This window comes from Bradyrhizobium elkanii WSM2783 (assembly GCF_000472865.1).
GTDB lineage: Bacteria > Pseudomonadota > Alphaproteobacteria > Rhizobiales > Xanthobacteraceae > Bradyrhizobium > Bradyrhizobium elkanii_A.
Genome location: NZ_AXAP01000058.1, coordinates 1 through 18,274, shown reverse-complemented (window position 1 = coordinate 18,274; position 18,274 = coordinate 1). Strand labels below are relative to the sequence as shown.

General features: G+C 64.8%; 15 protein-coding genes. 13 read left to right on the top strand and 2 right to left on the bottom strand.

The features are described 5' to 3' along the window. Window positions 1-20: 20 nt before the first annotated feature. The 6 genes from YY7_RS0134700 to YY7_RS53785 all read left to right on the top strand — a co-directional run bounded on the left by YY7_RS0134700 (window position 21) and on the right by YY7_RS53785 (window position 7,106). A complete protein-coding gene (locus YY7_RS0134700) occupies window positions 21-1,814 on the top strand; it encodes a methyl-accepting chemotaxis protein (RefSeq protein WP_028167209.1) in 1,794 nt (597 codons plus the stop codon). A gap of 117 nt (window positions 1,815-1,931) precedes the next feature. Then, window positions 1,932-2,417: a chemotaxis protein CheW gene (locus YY7_RS0134695; protein ID WP_028167208.1), complete on the top strand. Its 486-nt coding sequence runs from the start codon at window positions 1,932-1,934 to the stop codon at window positions 2,415-2,417. Window positions 2,418-2,433: 16 nt separating this feature from the next. Next, complete coding sequence (locus YY7_RS0134690; RefSeq protein ID WP_028167207.1) at window positions 2,434-3,276, top strand: CheR family methyltransferase; 843 nt, start codon at window positions 2,434-2,436, stop codon at window positions 3,274-3,276. A 19-nt stretch (window positions 3,277-3,295) separates the two neighbouring features. Further along, the gene (locus tag YY7_RS0134685; RefSeq protein WP_028167206.1) at window positions 3,296-4,387 is read left to right on the top strand and encodes a protein-glutamate methylesterase/protein-glutamine glutaminase; all 1,092 of its coding nucleotides are present in this window, start codon (window positions 3,296-3,298) and stop codon (window positions 4,385-4,387) included. A 4-nt stretch (window positions 4,388-4,391) separates the two neighbouring features. Continuing rightward, the gene (locus YY7_RS0134680; RefSeq protein ID WP_028167205.1) at window positions 4,392-6,128 is read left to right on the top strand and encodes a hypothetical protein; all 1,737 of its coding nucleotides are present in this window, start codon (window positions 4,392-4,394) and stop codon (window positions 6,126-6,128) included. Window positions 6,129-6,440: 312 nt separating this feature from the next. Further along, window positions 6,441-7,106: an energy transducer TonB gene (locus YY7_RS53785; protein WP_196237371.1), complete on the top strand. Its 666-nt coding sequence runs from the start codon at window positions 6,441-6,443 to the stop codon at window positions 7,104-7,106. A gap of 13 nt (window positions 7,107-7,119) precedes the next feature. On the opposite strand, the gene YY7_RS0134670 is transcribed toward YY7_RS53785, so the two are convergent. Continuing rightward, window positions 7,120-7,557 carry a winged helix-turn-helix transcriptional regulator gene (locus YY7_RS0134670; protein WP_028167204.1) on the bottom strand — a complete coding sequence of 146 codons (438 nt, stop codon included), beginning with the start codon at window positions 7,555-7,557 and terminating at the stop codon, window positions 7,120-7,122. A gap of 77 nt (window positions 7,558-7,634) precedes the next feature. Here YY7_RS0134670 and YY7_RS0134665 point away from each other — a divergent pair, with 77 nt between their 5' ends. The 4 genes from YY7_RS0134665 to YY7_RS0134650 all read left to right on the top strand — a co-directional run bounded on the left by YY7_RS0134665 (window position 7,635) and on the right by YY7_RS0134650 (window position 11,858). Continuing rightward, window positions 7,635-8,507 carry an SDR family oxidoreductase gene (locus YY7_RS0134665; RefSeq protein WP_028167203.1) on the top strand — a complete coding sequence of 291 codons (873 nt, stop codon included), beginning with the start codon at window positions 7,635-7,637 and terminating at the stop codon, window positions 8,505-8,507. Between the two features lie 363 nt (window positions 8,508-8,870). Further along, entirely contained in the window at window positions 8,871-9,992 is a 1,122-nt protein-coding gene (locus tag YY7_RS0134660; RefSeq protein ID WP_028167202.1) for an MlaE family lipid ABC transporter permease subunit, read from the top strand. A 2-nt stretch (window positions 9,993-9,994) separates the two neighbouring features. Next, window positions 9,995-10,726, top strand: coding sequence for an ABC transporter ATP-binding protein (locus tag YY7_RS0134655; protein ID WP_028167201.1), 732 nt, complete (start codon window positions 9,995-9,997; stop codon window positions 10,724-10,726). 13 nt (window positions 10,727-10,739) lie between these two features. Beyond that, window positions 10,740-11,858 (top strand): ABC-type transport auxiliary lipoprotein family protein, encoded by a 1,119-nt coding sequence (locus YY7_RS0134650; RefSeq protein ID WP_028167200.1) that lies wholly within the window; start codon window positions 10,740-10,742, stop codon window positions 11,856-11,858. A gap of 47 nt (window positions 11,859-11,905) precedes the next feature. On the opposite strand, the gene YY7_RS0134645 is transcribed toward YY7_RS0134650, so the two are convergent. Then, window positions 11,906-12,808, bottom strand: coding sequence for a universal stress protein (locus YY7_RS0134645; protein ID WP_035691677.1), 903 nt, complete (start codon window positions 12,806-12,808; stop codon window positions 11,906-11,908). 191 nt (window positions 12,809-12,999) lie between these two features. Here YY7_RS0134645 and YY7_RS0134635 point away from each other — a divergent pair, with 191 nt between their 5' ends. The 3 genes from YY7_RS0134635 to YY7_RS0134625 all read left to right on the top strand — a co-directional run bounded on the left by YY7_RS0134635 (window position 13,000) and on the right by YY7_RS0134625 (window position 17,967). Continuing rightward, a complete protein-coding gene (locus tag YY7_RS0134635) occupies window positions 13,000-15,834 on the top strand; it encodes a cation-translocating P-type ATPase (protein ID WP_035691675.1) in 2,835 nt (944 codons plus the stop codon). Window positions 15,835-15,910: 76 nt separating this feature from the next. After that, window positions 15,911-16,585 (top strand): response regulator transcription factor, encoded by a 675-nt coding sequence (locus YY7_RS0134630; RefSeq protein WP_028167197.1) that lies wholly within the window; start codon window positions 15,911-15,913, stop codon window positions 16,583-16,585. After that, window positions 16,582-17,967 carry a sensor histidine kinase gene (locus YY7_RS0134625; RefSeq protein ID WP_035691673.1) on the top strand — a complete coding sequence of 462 codons (1,386 nt, stop codon included), beginning with the start codon at window positions 16,582-16,584 and terminating at the stop codon, window positions 17,965-17,967. Before YY7_RS0134630 ends, YY7_RS0134625 begins: the two co-directional genes overlap by 4 nt. Window positions 17,968-18,274: the final 307 nt, after the last annotated feature.

Here is an 18,274-nt window from a genome sequence, read left to right as displayed (position 1 = left end):
GCATTCTCTTGGGGGCTGAAATGAGACTTACCGTAAAAGCAAAATTGGCCGGCGCCTTTGGCCTCGTCATCCTGTTGTCCATGGTCGCGGGCGCGGTGGGCTACGTGAAGCTCAGCGACATGGTCGGCACGGCCGAGAGTCTCGTTTCGCGGGCCGGACGCATGGACAAGGCCGCCGAACTCGAAAAGGGCATCCTGCTTCAGCTGCGGGCCGAGAAGAACTCCATCATCGCTTCGGAAAAGAACTATGACCAGTTCGTTGCCGACCTGGCGAAGATTCGCGAGCCGCTGCTCAAGACCAGGGACGAGATCTATGCCGGAGCGACCGACCGGGGCAAAAGGCTGATCGATGCTTTCTCGGCCGCCTACGTCAAGATGAATGCCTATCAGGATGAGACGGTCCGCCTCGCCAAGGTCGACAAGGCGGCGGCGACTGATCGTTCGATGAACGAAGGTCGCAAGGTAGTGGCCGATGCGCTGGAAGCCGCAAACGCCTACATCTCGCTCGTCAAGTCGGCGATGGCCGAGCAGACCGAGCAGGCAAGGCAGGACGGGGCGCGCGCCGAGATGCTGTTGGTCATCCTGGTGCTCACCTCGCTCGTGATCGCGGTGGTGGCGGCGACCTGGATTGCGCTCAATATCAGCCGCGGACTCAGCCGTGCCGTAAACCTCGCCGATGCGGTTGCGATCGGTGATCTCAGCCAGAAGATCGACGTTGTCAGCAACGACGAGATCGGCGACCTCGTCAAGTCGCTGAATGCGATGACCGTGAACCTGAACGGAACGGCGGCCGTCGCCAACGAGATCGCGCAGGGCAACCTCACTGTCGACGCCAAGCGCCTGTCGGACAAGGATACGCTCGGCATGGCCCTGGAGCGCATGGTCGAGAAGCTCCGCACGATCGTCGCGGAAGCGCTGACGGCGGCGCAGAACGTCTCGGCCGGCAGCCAGGAGCTCTCGGCCAGCGCCGAACAGCTCTCGCAAGGCGCGACCGAGCAGGCCTCCTCGGCCGAAGAAGCCTCCTCCTCGATGGAGGAAATGGCGGCCAATGTGAAGCAGAACGCCGAGAACGCCAACCAGACCGAGAAGATCGCAGGGCAGTCGGCGAAGGATGCCGAAGCCAGCGGCGCCGCGGTCGGCCGCGCCGTCGAGGCAATGCAGACGATCGCCGAGAAGATCACCATTGTGCAGGAGATCGCGCGCCAGACCGACCTGCTCGCCCTGAACGCGGCGGTCGAGGCCGCGCGCGCCGGCGAGCATGGCAAGGGCTTTGCGGTGGTCGCCTCCGAAGTCCGCAAGCTCGCCGAGCGCAGCCAGGCGGCCGCAGCCGAGATCGGCACGCTGTCGGCGGAGAGCGTGAAGGTGGCACAGGAAGCGGGCAGCATGCTGGCCAAGCTGGTGCCTGACATCAAGCGGACGGCGGAGCTGGTGGAAGAGATCACGGCGGCCTGCCGCGATCAGGATGTCGGTTCCGCGCAGATCAACCAGGCGATCCAGCAGCTCGACAAGGTCGGCCAGCAGAACGCCAGCGCATCCGAGCAGGTCTCCTCGACCTCGGAAGAGCTCGCCTCCCAGGCCGAACAGTTGCAGTCGACGATCGCCTATTTCCGTATCGACCAGGCAAAGGACAGGCCCGCGGCTGCGATGCCGATCGACCGGGCCGTCGGCCAGCTCCGCGCGAAAGCCGCGAGCATGGCGGCCGCCGACCGCAAGCCCGTCGCCAAGCCGGCACGCGCGCTCAAGGCCGCCGCCGGCGGTGGCTTCGCCTTCGCGATGGAAGACAGCGACGATCGCGACGCCGATTTTCAGCGCTAGAGCATGATCCGGAAAAGTGGGGAACCGGTTTTCCGAAAAGATCATGCTCAGAAAAGAAACACGCGGGGGCCGGCCTTCGAGGCAAGTCCCCGCGATCTCTGACCGGAAGGATGCAACATGGCCGGCACCGCTCAATATCTGACGCTTGGTCTCGCCGGGGAGACCTTCGGCATCAGCATCTGCAATGTCCGCGAAATCCTCGACATGCGGCCGATTTCGCGTCTGCCGCACGCGCCGCATTTCATGCTCGGCATGATCGACGTGCGCGGCAGCGGTTATCCGATCGTCGACCTCCGCCTGAAGCTCGATCTGCCGAGCGTGCCGGCGACGGAGGCGACGCGCATCATCATCCTGGACGTGCCGATGAACGACCGCCTGGTTGGCGTCGGCTTCGTGGCGGACTGCGTGTTCGAGGTCACCGACATCGACGAGGACTCGATCGGTCCCGTGCCCTCGGTCGGCGGACGCTGGCAATCCGACTACATCGCGGGCATCGGACGCAAGGGAGAAAAGTTCGTCATCATCTTCGATCTCGCACGACTGATGGCCGACGCGGAAGTGTCCGCCGACGAGGCCCGCGTCGACGCATCAGCCGCAGCCTAGACTTGCGACATCGGCGATGCTGGGAGCCGGGGTACATTTATCCGATCGTCAATTCCGCACGATCGCTGAATTGATCGAGGGGCAGGTCGGCATCAAGCTGCCTGCTGGCAAGCGCCTGATGCTGGAAGGGCGGCTGCACAAGCGCGTCCGCGCGCTCAACTATTCCGGGCTCAACGAATATGTCGAGCATCTGTTCGACAATGGCCTGCCCGACAACGAGCTGACCCATCTGATCGATGTGGTCACGACCAACAAGACGGATTTCTTCCGCGAGCCGGCGCATTTCACCTTCTTGAAGGAGGTCGCGGTGCCGGCGCTCCTGAAGCCCCGCGGTCGCGGCTCGCACGGGTTGAAGATATGGAGCGCGGCCTGCTCGACCGGCATGGAAGCCTATACGACCGCGATGGTTCTCGACGACATGACGAGGTCTGGCACAAGGTTCCAGTTTCGCATCCTCGGAACGGACATCTCGACTGCGGTGCTGCGGCTTGCCAAAGCCGCCATCTACACGCGCGACGTCATCGCGCCGGTCCCTTCCGAGTTCGTGAAGCGCTACTTCCTGTCGTCGAAGGACCGATCGAGCAACGAAGTCCGCATGGTGCCGGAATTGCGGCGACTGACGAATTTCATGCGGATGAATTTAATGGATTCCAGCTATCCTGTGGACCGTGACGTCGACATCATCTTCTGCCGGAACGTCCTGATCTATTTCGACAGGAAGACGCAGCGCAAGGTCGTCGATCAGCTTTGCTCGCACTTACGGCCGGGAGGCTATCTGCTGGTGGGGCATTCCGAATCGATGATCCACAACACGGTGCCGACGTTGAAGCAGGTTCAGCCGACAGTTTTTAGAGTCTAGCGACGTGGAGCGCACGGCAATGCCAAAGCAGAAACTTCGCGTGCTGATCGTGGATGATTCGGCGTCGGTACGCCAAATTCTCACGACCATCCTGAGCGAGGATCCGGATATCGAGGTGATGGCGACCGCGTCCGATCCGTTCGCTGCGGCGCGGCGGCTGCAGAACGAATTGCCCGACGTGATCATCCTCGACATCGAGATGCCGCGCATGGATGGGATCACGTTCCTGCGCAAGATCATGGCGCAGCGCCCGATCCCGGTGATCATCTGCTCCTCGCTCACCGAAGAGGGCTCCGATCAGATGTTCGAAGCCTTCGAGGCCGGCGCGGTCGATATCGTTCCCAAGCCACGGATCGATACCCGGCAGGCGCTGCTGGAATGTTCAAACCGGCTGCGCGAAGCCGTGAAGTCGGCCGCGCGTGCACGCGTGCGTCCACGTCAGCAGCGGCGCAGTATCGAAAAGAAGCTGACGGCGGATGCCATCATGCCGCCGCCGATCCAGGGGCGCTCGCGCCCCACCACCGAACGGATCGTCTGCATCGGCGTCTCGACCGGCGGCACCGAGGCGCTGCTCGACGTGCTGGAGGCGCTGCCGCCGAGTTGCCCGGGGATCCTGATCGTTCAGCACATGCCGCAGGGCTTCACCGCGGCGTTCGCGCGGCGTCTCAACGCCGCCTGTCAGATTGCGGTGAAAGAGGCGGAGGATGGCGAGCCGGTGCAGCCGGGCTGCGCCTATATCGCGCCCGGCGCGCGCCACATGCTGCTGCAACGAACCGGCCTGCGTTACAGCATCGCCATCAAGGACGGCCCGCCGGTGTCGCGGCATCGGCCCTCGGCCGACGTCCTGTTCCGTTCGGCGGCCCAATATGCCGGCCGCAATGCGCTCGGCATCATCATGACGGGAATGGGCGACGACGGCGCGAGGGGCCTTTTGGAGATGCGCAAGCTTGGCGCGGCGACGCGCGCGCAGGACGAAGAGAGCTGCGTGGTGTTCGGCATGCCGAAAGAGGCGATCGCGCACGGCGCCGTGGAGAAGGTGGTTTCGCTCAACCACATCGCGCGCGAGATCATGCTCTGGCACCAGGCCGGACAACCTGCCCTGACGGAATGATGCAATGATCTCTCCCGACGTCCAGACCGACACGGTTACTGCGGCGGTTGCCTCCATCGAGGAGGTGTCGTCCCGCATCGAGGATAGTTTTGCCAAGGTCGGCAATCATCTCGGTCGCGGTCACGCCCTGTTCAAGGAGCTCGAGGGCGCGCTCACTGGCCTCTCGCGCGAAATGTCGGGCGCGGAGATCGAAGGCGCCTCGACGGCGCTTCAGGATATCGCCGGCTGCTTGAACGCGCTGGCCGAGGCACTGCCGGCGGAAAGCGCGCTTCTCGGCCGGATCGGCGAGGATGCCGAGGCGGCATCCGCGCAGATCGCGCCGCTCTTCAAGCATATCCAGATGATCTCCATCATCGCGCGGAGCGCGCGCATCGAGGCGGCGTCGCTGGACGGCGAGCGCGACAGCTTCCTTGATTTCACAAAGGAGGTATTCGAGCTCGGGCAATCGGTGCAGCATTCGATCGAAGGCTGCGCGCGCGATCAGAAGCTGCTGTCGGTAGCGGTCGAAACTGCGCTCAACAGGCAGAAGGAATTCGAGAAGCTCTATCGGGGGCAGCTTCTCTCGGCGAGCGCCGGTCTGATCTCGGCTTATGCAGGGATGCGCGAGCAGCAGGACAAGAGCGTCCATCTTGTCGAGCTCGCGGGCAGGAGCACCAAGAAGATCGCCGATGCCGTCGGCAGCGCGATCATCTCGCTGCAGTCGGGCGACAGCACGCGGCAACGTCTGGAGCATGTCTGCGGCGGCTTGCGGCGCGTCGCTGTCGCAGCGGTAAGCACCGTTCCGGCGCTCGAAGCGGATGCCAGTGCGCGAAGAGCCCAGATCATCTGCCAGCTCCAGGCCGCGCAACTCAAGGATTCGGATCGCGAGTTCGGCGATGATATCGGCGCGATCGTCCGTTCGCTGAATGCCATCCTTGCCGATGCGACCGGCGTGGTTGCGCAAGGTCGCTCGGTATATGGCGGCCATGACGGCGAGGCCCCGTCATTCCTTGCCGTCATCAAGCAAACGCTGGCGCAGGCCTCGGAGCTGATTGCGACCTGCGAGAATTCGGGCAGATCGGTCGATGCTGCCCTCTCCGTCGTCGAGGATACGCTCGGCAAGTTTCGTCTGGCGATCGCGGGCCTTGGCGAGGCCGTCGTCGACATCATCCTGATCGGCATGAATGCCAGCCTCAAGGCCGGCCATCTGGGCGTGAAGGGCAATGCGTTCGTCGTGATCGCCAACGAGCTCAAGATGACCGCGGATCAGGTCTCCGCCGGCGCTTCCAGGCTGAAGCCGATCCTCGACCGCATCGAGCGCGCTGCCGGCGATCTCAAGGAGTTGCGCGCTCATGGAAATCCAGCGCAATTGACCAGGCTCGAGCCGTCGATTCTGCAAACGCTGCAGGAGATCGAGGCCGGCAACGCGCGGCTCGATCGGTTGATGGACCGGCTCGTCCACGAGGGTGCCGAATTCGAGGCCTTGATGGGTGGTGCCCACGATCTGATGACCACGCTCGGCGAGGCATCCGCGTCCCTCCCGGCTGCTGCCTCGCGCCTCGAGGCGTCGAGCGCAACGATCGGAAAGCTGTCGCTGACTTCGAGCGATGAGGCGGTGCTGGACGATCTGTTCGCGCAGTACACGATGGAACGGGAGCGGCAGGTCCATCGGGACGTCCTGCAGCGCCTCGGCGTGATGTCAAAATCCACGCCGCACCGGCCCGAGCCGGAGGTGCACGACGACGGCGTGCTGCTGTTCTAGAGCATGATCCGGAAAAGCGTGAAGCGGTTTTCCGGATCATGCTCTAGCCATCTCATCACGCTCGAACAGGCCTCGCCGGGAGTTTGGCAGGAATAGATTTCTGTCACAAAGAGACTATATGAGCTAGTTTCCGGCCGAAGCCGCGCCCGCTTGCGAGCCGCTTTGCGGGCCGGATGATTCCACGGAAGACAGGCACGAACGAGATGACCGGATGCTGGCGCGGGGTTCGCTATTGGGCGCGCATGTCGGCGCTGAAGCCCCTCAGCCCGTGCGCGCGATCGTCACGGTAAGCACTGCGCGATGAAATCCTTCGTGACCGATGACGATCCGGATGCCTCGCTGTTCGGGCAGGGCTTTCGGCTGATGCTGTTTCCGGCGATCGTCGGGTTACTTTTCGTGGGCGGCGTGTATTGGCTTCACCTTCAGCTCCACAGGGCTGGCGGGCAGGCCGAGCCGACGGCAGTCGTCGAGGTCCGGCTGTTGCCGCGTCCGGATCCGCTGCCGATCCCGGTGAACCAAGCTTCGCAGTCAACGGCCGTGAACGCAGCAAACCCGGGCAAGGCTCCGACTGAGACGCCGGCCGAGATGTCGCGCAACACGCTCGCGGCACTCCCGGTCGAAGAGACGTCGTCTTCCGAAGCAGCCGTTTCGAGCAGGATCCCGCTGCGTTCCGCGGACGCCGTGCCAACCCCCGCGAAGCTGCAGTTCAGGGACATCCTGGTGCGTCATATCGACAAATTCCAGCGCTATCCGCGGGCCGCCAAGCGGCAGCATCTGCAGGGAACGGTGCTTGCGGTCTTCTCGGTCGGCCGCGATGGGAAATTGCTCGGCGCCTGGGTCAAGACCAGCTCCGGTCAAGCCGTGCTCGATCAGGCCGCAATCGATACCATTCGCCGCGCCCAGCCGCTGCCGCAGATACCGCCGGCTCTTCCCGATTCCATGACAGTGGAAGTCGCGCTCGGCTTCGATCCGTCGTGAGATCCGGGGCTGCCTAGCCCCGTGACGCTTCCGCCGCGTCGAACGCCGATCTCGCCATCGCGATCTTGGTCTGGCTTGTCTCCGCCCAAGTGACGAGTTGGGCCACGGGTTCGAGCAGGGATTCGCCGAGTTCTGTCAATCCGTACTCCACGCTCGGCGGCTTGGTCGGGAACACGCGGCGCGTGATCATGCCGTCGCGCTCGAGGTCGCGAAGCGTTTGCGTCAGCATGCGCTTGGAGATGTCGGGGATCGACCGCCGGATCTCGCTGAAGCGATGCGGCCGCTGCGCGAGCACGATCAAGATCAGCGTGGTCCACTTGTCGCCGAGACGATCCAGGATGCCGCGGACCGGGCAAAGCGCGAGGTCGAACTCGCCGCCGCGCCAGGTCTGGAAGCGCTGCCCCAGGCACTCCTGGGCCGACCCAAGGTTATTTTCGCGTAACCCTGTCACCAAAACCTGCCTCCTTCCGCGATCTCCGGTGGCCTCGTATCTAGGCTTGGTCTCTATTTTAGACCAGGAAGAGGAACATGACAATTTCCGAACGTATCGCCATCACCGGGGTAACCGGCCAGTTGGGCCGCCTCGTCATCGCCGAGCTCTTGCGGATCGCCCCCGGTGCGCATCTGGTTGGTATCGTCCGTGACCCCGTCGCCGCCAAAGACCTGGCGGAGCGCGGCGTCGAGCTTCGCACAGCAAATTATGAAGACCCCGCCGCCCTTAAGGCTGCCCTCACAGGTGCGGACAAGGTGCTTCTGATCTCTTCGAGCGAGATCGGGCAGCGCGTCCGCCAGCACGGCCATGTCATCGATGCGGCGAAAGCGACGGGTGTGAAGCTGCTCGCCTACACCAGCATCCTCCATGCCGACACTAGCCCGCTGGCGCTGGCGGAGGAGCACCGCAAGACGGAAGCGCTGATCCGCGCATCCGGCGTGCCCTTCGTGTTCCTCCGCAACGGCTGGTACACCGAGAACTACACCGGCAATATTGCCGCTGCCGTCGAGCATGGGGCCGTACTGGGCGCCGCAGGACAGGGCCGCATCTCCCTCGCCGCGCGCGCCGATTACGCCGCGGCTGCGACAGCCGTGCTCGCAAGCCGCGATAATCAGGCGGGCCAGATCTACGAGCTTGCCGGCGATAATGGCTATACGCTCGCCGACTATGCCGCCGAGATCGCCAGGCAGTCCGGCAAGCCCGTCGTCTACAAGGATTTGCCGGAGGCCGATTACAAGGCTGCGCTGGTGTCGATCGGCCTGCCGGAAGCCTTCGCGGTGCTCCTGGCGGACAGCGACGCCAAAGCGGCCAATGGCGCACTCTATGACGCCTCCAGGCAATTGAACGCGCTCATCGGTCGCCCGACGACGCCGCTGGCCGAATCGGTGTCAGCAGCGCTCGCGCGATAGAGGGTCTGTAGCCCGGGTGGAGCGCCAGCGTAACCCGGGGCCGCTCTCGAGCTCAGCAATAACGGCCCGTCATTCCGGGGCGCGCGTAGCGCGAGCCCGGAATCCATCAGGCCGCAAGGGGCGGCGGAGAAATGGATTCCGGGCTCGATGCTGCGCATCGCCCCGGAATGACGGCAGTGGGCGTGGCGGAACCGGAATCAACTAACTCCGGCCGCTGATCGAACGGGCTACGATGCTGCCGCATAGCCCTGCGGCAGCGTCACGCCCCCAAGGTTCTGGACCGCCTGGGTATCTATTGCGCTGTGTCAAACGATTGCCCGCCGGCCCGGCTAGGGTCGCCTCCGGACTTCTGGAGGTATCATCTTGAACAGTGCCCCTGACCTGACCATGGATGACGGCGCGGTCCGCTCGCTCCATCCGCGTGGCGCGTGGACGGTTGCCAATGTCGAGATTCTGGAGCGGCTGTGCGCGGGCATCCAGCCGCGGCTTGCGCAGGGCATCCGCAAGATCGACCTGAGCGGGATCACCGCGCTGGACACGGTGGGCGCCTGGCTGATCGAGAAACTGGCGCGCGGCGGAACGACGCAAGCGAGCGAAGCCGAGATAACCGGCCTTTCCGCCAGCTATTCCGGATTGATCGGCGAAGTTCGGAAATTGAACCGCAGGCCGCCGGCGCCCGCGCGGCGCACCAACGCGCTCGCCGACCTGCTCGAGCGGGTCGGACGTGGCGTGATCGCCGAGACCATGGTCTTCCTCGACATGCTCGGCAGTGTCGGCATCGCGCTGTTCCGGACGATGCGCCATCCGCGATCGTTTCGCTTCACCTCCACCGTCTATCAACTCGGCCAGGTCGGCTGGCGTGCGATCCCGATCATGGTGCTGATCACGTTCCTGATCGGTGCCATCATCGCCCAGCAGGGCATTTTCCATTTCCGCAAGTTCGGCGCAGATTCCTATGTCGTCGACATGGTCGGCATCCTGGTGCTGCGCGAACTCGGCGTCCTGATCGTCGCGATCATGGTGGCCGGACGTTCCGGCAGCGCCTACACCGCCGAGATCGGCTCGATGAAGATGCGCGAGGAGATCGACGCGCTCACGACCATGGGCCTCGATCCCGTCGAGGTGCTGATCCTGCCGCGCGTGCTGGCGCTGGTGATTGCGCTGCCGATCCTCACCTTCCTGGGGTCGATGGCCGCGCTCTATGGCGGCGGGCTCGTCACCTGGCTCTATGGCGGCATGGGCCCGGCGATCTTCATCGCGCGGCTGCATGAGGCGGTCTCGATCAACAGTTTCGAGGTCGGCATGATCAAGGCGCCGTTCATGGCGCTGGTCATCGGCCTGATCGCGGCGAGCGAAGGGCTTCGCGTCAAGGGCAGCGCGGAATCGCTCGGGCAGCAGACGACGTCCTCCGTCGTCAAGTCGATCTTCCTGGTCATCGTGCTCGACGGCCTGTTCGCCGTGTTCTTCGCCTCGATCGGAATGTAGCCGTGACCGAAGAACGTATCGCCATCCACGTGCAGGATCTGGTCGTCGGCTTCGGCCGCAAGATCGTGCTCGACCATCTCAATCTCGATGTCCGTCAGGGCGAAATCCTGGGTCTCGTCGGCGCGTCCGGCGGCGGCAAATCCGTGCTGATGCGCACAATCATCGGATTGCTGCCGAAACGCGGCGGCATCATCGAGCTTGCCGAAAACGGCGGCAGGAGCGGTGTGCTGTTCCAGCAGGGCGCGCTGTTCTCGGCGCTGAACGCGCGGCAGAACGTGCAATTTCCGCTGCGCGAGGCCGCGCATCTGTCGCCGTCGCTGCTGGACGAGATCGCCAATGCGAAGCTCGAGATGGTCGGCCTCACCGTCGATGATGGCGACAAGTTTCCTTCCGAACTTTCCGGCGGCATGGTCAAGCGCGTGGCGCTGGCGCGTGCGCTCGCGCTCGATCCTGCGCTCCTGTTCCTGGACGAGCCGACGTCCGGATTGGACCCGATCGCCGCCGGCGAATTCGATTCCCTGATCAAGACGCTGCAGCGGACGCTCGGCTTCACCGTCTTCATGGTCACCCACGACCTCAACACGCTCTACGCGGTCTGCGACCGCGTCGCGGCGCTGGCCGACGGCAAGATCGCCGCGCTCGGTCCGCTGAAATCGGTGCTGGAATCCGACCATCCCTGGGTGCGAGCCTATTTCCACGGCGCGCGAGCGCAAATGCTTCATCTCAACGCTTAACGGAACGACATCAATGGAAACGCGCGCACCCTTTATCGTTGTCGGCGCCTTCGTCCTGGCGGCGATCGTCGCCGTGTTCGGCTTCGTCTACTGGCTCAACAACACCGGCGGCATCGGCAAGCGCGAGACCTACCAGGTCGTGTTCAATGGTCCCGTTCCCGGCCTGCTCGTGGGTGCCCCGGTGTTGTTCAACGGCATCCGTGTCGGCGAAGTCACTTCGCTCGAATTCGTGCCCGACCGGCCGCGTGACGTTCATGCCACCATCGCCGTGCTCGAGCACACGCCGGTGCGCGCCGATACCAAAGTCGGCCTCGATTTCCAGGGCCTCACTGGCGTGCCTGTGGTGGCGCTGGAAGGCGGCGAGCGCATCGACGCGCCGCGCGTGCAAGGGCCGCTGATCGCCGAGAAAGGGGCAGGGCAGAGCATGACGCAGGCCGCGCGCGATGCGCTGCGCAAGGTCGATACGGTGCTCAGCGAAAATTCCGCAACCCTGCATGACGCGATCGGCAACATCGGCACCTTTGCGGACGGGCTGGCGCGCAACACCCCGCGCCTGGACAATATCATCGCCGGTCTCGATCGGACCATGGGCGGCGGTGGCGCCCCAGCGCGCAAGACGACTTTTGACCTCAGCCCCGCCAGCCGGTTCGATGCGCCGGTCCGCCCCTTCAAGGGAACGCTTTCCATTGCCGAGCCGACGGCGATCACTGCGCTGCAGACCCAGCGCTTCCTGTTCGCGGGCGGCGAGGACAAGGATTTTGCCGACGCGCAATGGAGCGACGCCCTGCCGCAGCTCGTGCAGGCGAAACTGCTGCAGAGTTTCGAGAACTACGACATTGCCCATCCGCCGTTCCGTCCCGACGCCGCGCCGGAAGGCTCGTCCCGCCTGCTGCTCGACCTGCGCCAGTTCGAGATCGTCACGGCGCCACAGCCGCACGCCGTGATCGCGCTGTCCGCCAAGCTCCTCGATGCGTCAGGACATCTGCGCGCTGCGCGCGTCTTCCAGCAGGAAGCGCCGATCGAGACGCTCGCCCCCGCCCCGGCCGCAAAGGCCTTCAACGCCGCCTGCGATGCACTGGCGCGCGAGTTGATCCCATGGACGGCGGCCCACGAAGCCGAAGCATCCAGGTAGGTCCTGCGAAGCCGATGTGACCGCTATCCGTTGCAACAAACAGCGGATCAGGCGGCTGTTGGTGCGGCGGGCGGTTCCCTGATCATCAGGACGTCGCATGGCAGTTCGGCCATGAGATGTTTGCCGACGCTTGCAATCAGCATTTCGGAGAGTGCGCCGCGCCCCTCGGTGCCGAGCACGACAAGGTCGACGTCCATATCGCGCACGCCTCGGCGCAGCACTTCATCCGGCGTCCCAAGTTCGATGAACGAACGTGCACGCCGCCTGATCGTCTCGCCGCATGTCATTGTCGTGAGGAAGGCCTTGTAGTCCCGCTCGACAGCCTGCTGACATTGCCGTCGATAGGCAGCGGAATCGTGGGCCAACCCACTCATCGGTATCTCGTAGGCGTGGAATATCATGAGCGCCTGGTCGGGGAAGCAGCGGACCGCGGCCTCGAGTGCATGGCGTGATGAATCTGAAAAGTCGATCGCCGCGGCGATGCGGCCGTAAGCCCGCTGTCCCCTTTTCTTCACGATCAGGATCGGTGTGTGCGAACTGCGAAGCAGGCGATCGACCGTCGTGCCAAGGAAAAGTCGCCCGAACGGCTCATCCCTTGCAACCCCGGTGATGATGAGATCGCATCCTTTCTTTTCGGCGGTGCGCACGATCGACTCGGCCGGGTCGCCTTCATCGATCACGATGTCGGCCATCTTCGCCAGCGGGCCGATATCGGCCAGCAACTGCTTTGCCGCCACGCTGACGGGATCGGGAGGGCGTCGCCAGGATGGAACGTTCGGATCGAAATCCGCATCCCGAAGTTTTTCGAGAACGTGCAGGATCACGAGCTTCGCCTGCCACGACTGCGACAGCAGCACGGCGCGATCGAGCGCGCGGTCGCAGCGGGGGCTGAGATCGGTGGCGAGCAGAATTGATCTCGGCGGTTCTTTCGTCGCGCTTGCTTCGCTCATGTGACTCTACCTTTCAGCCATGCGGCCGTTTCGATCGCCGGGTTCCGGCGCGAGACCGCAACGATCTTGGCTGCGACATTTCGTTCACCTGCATTCTGCAGCGCCGATCGCGTCGTGTCGATTGACATGGATCATCCCGACAAGCGCGGTTCCCGGTACCAGGAAACGTCGTCGCAACGTATCATTGCAGCATGCACAGAAAATCCTCCGATCCGACGATGCACGAGGCGCACCGGCAGACGGCGGCGGAGACGGTGGCCGCCCTGCATACCGATGCCGAGCGGGGCCTGAGCAGTGCGGAGGCCGCCCAGCGCCTCGCGCGCGATGGCCGAAACGAATTGGACACAGTGCCACCGCGTCCCGAATGGCTGAAATTCCTCGATCAGTTCACCGACGTGCTGGTGCTCCTGTTGATCGCGGCGGCGGTGATCTCGATCGCGATCTGGCTGAATGAGCACGAAACCGCGCTGCCCTACGAGGCCATCGCGATCCTTGCCATCGTGCTGCTCAACGCGCTCATGGGCTACATTCAGGAGGCCCGGGCGGAGCGCGCCGCAGCCGCGTTGCGTGAGATGTCCGCTGCGCACTCCAACGTAGTCCGCGATGGCGAGCGGCGCAACATCCCGGCGGCGGAACTGGTGCCGGGCGATATCATCGTCATCGCAGAAGGCGACACCATTCCGGCCGACGCCCGGCTGATCGTGTCAGCCGCGCTGCAGACGGCCGAAGCCGCGCTCACCGGCGAAAGCCTGCCGGTGAGCAAGCACGTCGCGCCGGTGGCTGACAAGGCCGAGCTCGGCGACCGGCACAACATGATCTTCAGCGGGACCACCGCGGTCAACGGGCATGGCCGTGCGGTGGTCACCGCGACCGGGATGAAGACGCAGATGGGCCGGATCGCCGGCATGCTGCGGGAGGCGCCGCGGGAGACCACGCCGCTGCAGCGCGAGCTCGCGCGCGTCGGCAAGGTGCTTGCGATCACGGTCGTGCTGATTGCAGTGGCCATGATCGGCACGATCTTTCTCGTCAGCGACATCAACGGCTTCTCCGAGATTTTCGCGGTGCTGCTGCTCGGCGTGGCGCTGGCCGTCGCCGCGGTTCCGGAAGGATTGCCGGCAGTGGTCACCGCCGTGCTGTCCATCGGCATGCAGCGGATGGCGAAGAAGAATGCCATCATCCGCCGTCTCGCCGCCGTGGAAGCGCTCGGTTCGGCGACCGTCATCGCATCCGACAAGACCGGCACCTTGACCAGGAACGAGATGACGGTGCGCCGGGTCGTGACGGCGAGCGGCTGCACCAATGTCTCTGGCACCGGCTATGCGCCGGAGGGCGACGTGCATCTTGCCAGTGATGCGTCGGACAAAGGCGCGCTGCAGTTCGAGCTCGAGCGCACGCTGACGGCGGCCGAACGCGCGAACAACGCGCTGCTGGAGGAACGTGATGGCGCCTGGATCGTGCAGGGCGATCCGACCGAAGGCGCATTGATCGTGGCCGCATGCAAGGCAGGCCTGCTCCCTGCCGCGCTCGATCAGCGCTTCGAGCGGATCGGCGAGATTCCGTTCTCGTCCGAGCGCAAATTGATGAGCACGGTGCATACGGATGCCGAGCGGCGCGACCGCCTGATCGCGGTGACCAAGGGCGCGCCCGATGTCCTGCTCGCGCGCTGCACCCACGAACTCGTCGGGCGAGACGCCGTCGCACTCACCGACGCGCGCAAGGCCGAGATCATGGCGAGCAATGATGCGCTGGCCGAGGAAGCATTGCGGACGCTTGGAGTTGCGTTCCGATCGCTACCGGCAGAAAGGTCGCAGTATGATTCATTCGATGAGAATGTGGAGCAGGACCTCGTCTTTCTCGGCCTGATCGGCATGATCGATCCGCCGCGCCGGGAAGCGCGCGATGCGGTCGCCCTTAGCCGGGCGGCAGGCATCCGCCCCATCATGATCACCGGCGATCATCCCAAGACCGCGGCGATTATCGCCGCCGAGCTCGGCATCATCACGTCAGGCCAGCGCGCGGTGTCCGGCGCCGAGCTGGAGGCTATGACGGAGCAAGAACTCGACCGCGATGTGCAAGAGGTCTCGGTCTATGCCCGCGTCAATCCCAGTCACAAGCTGCGCATCGTGCGGGCACTGCAGCGGGCAGGGGAAACTGTGGCGATGACCGGGGACGGCGTCAACGATGCCCCGGCGCTGAAGGCGGCCGACATTGGCGTCGCCATGGGGGTTACGGGCACGGACGTCTCCAAGGAGGCGGCCGACATGGTGCTCGCCGACGACAACTTTGCCACCATCGTCGCCGCGGTCGAGGAGGGCCGCGCGATCTTCGACAACATCCGGAAATTCCTGCGCTACCTGCTGTCGTCGAATATCGGCGAGGTCTTGACGATGTTCTTCGGCGTTGTGCTGGCCGATACAATCGGACTTTCCGCCGCCAGCGGTGTGGTCGTGCTTCCACTGCTGGCGACGCAGATTCTCTGGATCAACCTTGTGACCGACGGCGCGCCCGCGCTCGCCGTCGCCGTCGACCCGGCGGACCCCGCGATCATGCAGCGCCCGCCGCGCCCGCGTGATGAGGGCGTCATGACGTGGCCGATGTGGGGCGGGATTTTCCTGGTCGGGATCATCATGGCGGTTGGCACATTGCTGGTGCTGGACGCCTCGCTTCCGGGCGGCCTGATCGAAGGTTCAGGCACGATTGCCTATGGGCGCACCATGGCCTTCACGACGCTGGTGCTGTTCCAGCTTTTCAACGTCTTCAACGCCCGCTCCGACGAGCTCAGCGCATTCCATGGCCTCTTCACCAATGGCTGGCTCTGGGCGGCAGTCGCGCTTTCGCTCCTGCTGCACGCGCTGGTTGTCTACGTGCCTTTCCTCCAGGAGGCGTTCTCGACCGTCAGCCTGAGCGCCGGCGACTGGCTGTTCTGTGCGGCGGTTGCAAGCTCGGTGCTGTGGTTGCGCGAACTGAGCAAGCTCGCGATCCGCGGGTTCGGCGGCCGTTCGAGCCGCCATTTGGCGCCCCGGTGACCAGCAAACACGCAATGTAGCCGCAATCCAGCGGCTCTATGGAACCAGGTCAACTTGAATTGCCTGGGTCAGGGTGGTGCGAATACTTCTGGTTGAGGACGAAGACGAGATGGCGTCGGCCTTGTCTGCGGTCCTGAAAAGCTACGACATGCTGGCCGACCGGGTGACCTCGCTGATGGAGGCCGCGGAAATCATGGTGGCGGGCGCCTATGACGCGATCCTGCTCGACCGCAACCTGCCTGATGGCGACGGCATCAGCCTGATCCCGAAGCTCCGCGCCAAGGCGATCCCGACCCCCGTCATCGTGCTGACGGCGCGGGGCGAATTGTCGGACCGCGTCACCGGCCTCGACACCGGCGCCGACGACTATCTGGCCAAGCCGTTCGCGGCCGAGGAATTGCTGGCGCGGCTGCGGGCGGTGTGGCGGCGGTCCGCCGACCTGCAGCCCGATATCGTCAGGCTCGGGCGGCTGAGCTTCAACCTGAACCATTGCGAGGCCGAGGTCGACGGCCGCCTCCTGGAATTGCCGCGCCGCGAACTGCTGGTGCTGCAAACCCTGATGCGGCGGATGGGGCGCACGGTCGTGCGCTCGTCACTCGAGGCTGCCGTCTATTCGCTCGACGAAGAGGTGCAGTCGAATGCGCTGGACACGCATGTCTCGCGCCTGCGCCGCAAGCTCAGCGAGGCCGGCGCCGGCGTCGAGATCCACGGCATCCGCGGCGTCGGCTATCTCCTGCGGGCGGCATCATGAAGTCGATGAACACGGCGTCGCTGCGCTCGCGCCTGATCCGCCGATTGATCCCGCTGCACGCGGTGCTGCTCGTCGCTTTTGTTGTTTTGCTCATTGCAACTCTGTGGGCGTCCGGTTGCGTATATCGGCGCGACGATGGTCGCGGCATCGATGTGCTGCGCGACGCGGTAACGCGCAGCGCCGACGGAACGCTTGTCCTGCGCGAGACCCCGGCGCTGAAGGAGCTGCGCGGCGATACGCGGAATTTGTGGTTCGTGATCCACGACAAGTCCGGCCATTCCCTCTCCGAGGGAGACGTGCCGCCGGAGTTTGCCCGTCTCGGCGGCGGGCTCGGCGATATCGACGGCGAAATTCGCAGTTGGGATCGCGCCAGTGACGATTCGCGTCATATCAGCGGACAGATGAAAGTGGTCGAGACCGCGGCAGGCCCGGTGCAGATCATCGTCACCAGCGAGATCAGGATCTCGGATGCGCAGTCGCTGCTGCAGATCACGCTGGCTTTCTTCGGGCTGATGTTGCCCGGCTTTGCCCTGATGGCGCTGACGACGCTGGTGGCGACTCCGCTCGTGGTGCGCAACGCGCTCGCGGGTCTTGACGAAGCCGCGCATCAGGCCGGCGAGATCGATATCGACAAGCGCGGCGCCCGGCTGCCGGTTGGCGCCGTCCCCACCGAGATCGCGCCGCTGGTGAGCGCCGTCAATGACGCCTTGGGACGGCTCGATGAAGGCTATGAACGGCATCGACGCTTCCTCGCCGATGCCGCGCACGAATTACGAACGCCGATCGCGATCCTCACCACGCGCCTGGAAGGCCTGCCGCAAAGCGCCGAGAAGGCGCGCCTGATCGAGGACGTCTCGCGGCTTGCGACGCTGACCGAGCAGTTGCTCGATCTGCAGCGGCTCGAGCAGCGGCTGGCGCAATCGTCCGCCATCGATCTTGCAGGTCTCTGCGCACAGGTGATCGCCGATCTCGCGCCGCTCGCGATCGCGGCCGGCTATGAGATCTCGTTGCAGCATGAGGGTGCGCGGATCGACGTGTGGGGCGATCGGGGCGCGCTCGAACGTGCCGTCGTCAATCTGGTGCAGAATGCGATCCAGCATGGCGGTCATCGCGGCGCCATCGTCGTTGCCGTCAGCGCACCGGCGACGGTCGAAGTCCGCGACCAGGGCCCCGGCATTCCGGCTTCAGAGCGCGAGCGCATCTTCGAGCCGTTCCACCGCCTGCAGCCGCGGCACCGCGGCGCGGGCCTCGGCCTCAACCTCGTGCGCGAGATCATCCATCTGCATCGCGGCGAGGTGAGCGTCACCGAACGAAGCGGTCACGGCGCCTGCTTCCGCATCTCCCTCCCACCGATCGCGCTCCCCGCCTTGGCCGTGAGTTGAGAGCCAGTAGCCCGGGTGAAGCGAAGCGCAACCCGGGATATCTCTATCAAAATCGACGACCGGTCCCGGGTGACACTGACGCTCCACCCGGGCTACGGCACCGAAGGTTTCGCTCGGCGGCCGGAGCTAATTTACTCCGGCTTCGCCACGCCCACCGCCGTCATTCCGGGACGATGCGCAGCATCGGGCCCGGAATCCATTTCTCCGCCGTTGCCCGCGGCCTGATGGATTCCGGGCTCGCGCTGCGCGCGCCCCGGAATGACAACCGGTTATTGCTGAGGTCGAGAGCGGACCCCAGGGTACGCTG